1 protein-coding gene and 1 pseudogene are annotated in these 1,201 nt (G+C 59.8%); both read left to right on the plus strand.

What is annotated here, in order from left to right; all coding sequences use genetic code 11:
* Positions 1 to 109, plus strand: a pseudogene (locus AQR02_RS33415) (adenosylcobinamide-GDP ribazoletransferase); the annotation flags it as partial.
* 60 nt (positions 110 to 169) lie between these two features.
* Positions 170 to 1,201, plus strand: a 1,032-nt coding sequence (locus tag AQR02_RS02850) for a cobyric acid synthase (protein WP_082451597.1), incomplete at its 3' end; no start/stop codon positions are given.

The raw sequence follows: 1,201 nt of genomic DNA on the forward strand, positions 1-1,201 counted from the left end.
CAGCGGCCGGCTCGGCGGGCTCACCGGCGACGTGTACGGCGCGCTGAACGAGCTGCTGGAAGCAGTGGTACTGCTGCTTCTTGTGCTGCTGCAGCACAACCTGATGTAGCTGGCGGCGGCTTAGCCGCAAGCTACACACCGAAAGCAGGAAGAGAGCGAGGACCCATACATGGAACAACAAACTGAACTACAACCACAGCAGCGGCCTGCGGCTGTGCTGATGATACAGGGAACGGCATCGGATGTCGGCAAGAGCCTCGTTACCGCTGCCATTGGCCGGATCCTGGTACAGGACGGCTATCGCACTGCCCCGTTTAAATCCCAAAACATGGCGCTCAATTCCTATGTCACGCTGGACGGCAAAGAAATCGGCCGGGCCCAGGGCATGCAGGCCGAGGCTTTCGGCATTACAGCTACCACCGATATGAATCCGATTCTGCTGAAGCCTTCAGGGGAGATGAGCGCACAGATTGTAGTACATGGCGTGCCGCATGCGGCGCTGAGTGCGCGGGAGTACCGCGAGAAGTTCCTTCCGGAGGCGAAGGAGACGGTTATGTCTGCGCTCGGACGGCTGCGTGACAGCTATGATGCCGTGTTGATGGAGGGGGCCGGCAGTCCGGCCGAGATTAACCTGAAGGCGCGGGATATTGTGAATATGAATCTCGCTGGCTGGGCTGACGCCCCGGTATTGCTGGTTGCGGATATTGACCGGGGGGGCGTCTTCGCATTTCTGGTGGGGACCCTGGAGCTGCTTGAGCCGCATGAACGGGCACGCGTCAAAGGCTTCATCATCAACAAATTCCGCGGTGATCTCTCACTGCTGCAGCCGGGGCTGGACTGGCTGGAGGAGCGCACGGGTATTCCGGTGCTCGGGGTGCTGCCGTTTCTGCCGCAGCTGCGGATCGAGGCGGAGGACTCCGTAGTTCTGGAAGGAACTTCGGGGCGTAAGCAGCCCGGAAGCGCCAAGGAGCTGGATATCGCGGTCATCCGCTATCCGCGAATCTCGAATTTTACTGATTTTGATCCGCTGGAGGATGAGCCGGATACCGCAGTACGTTATGTGACCTCAGCTCTGGAGCTCGGCACACCGGATGTCATTATCTTGCCGGGCACGAAGAATACAGCAGCTGATCTTGCGTTCCTGAGACAGCAAGGGTTCCCGGAGGCGATAGCGCATGCGCTCCGCCAGGGAACCCTTCAG

The sequence above is a fragment of the Paenibacillus ihuae genome, assembly GCF_001368795.1.
Classification (GTDB): Bacteria; Bacillota; Bacilli; order Paenibacillales; family Paenibacillaceae; genus Paenibacillus_AQ; species Paenibacillus_AQ ihuae.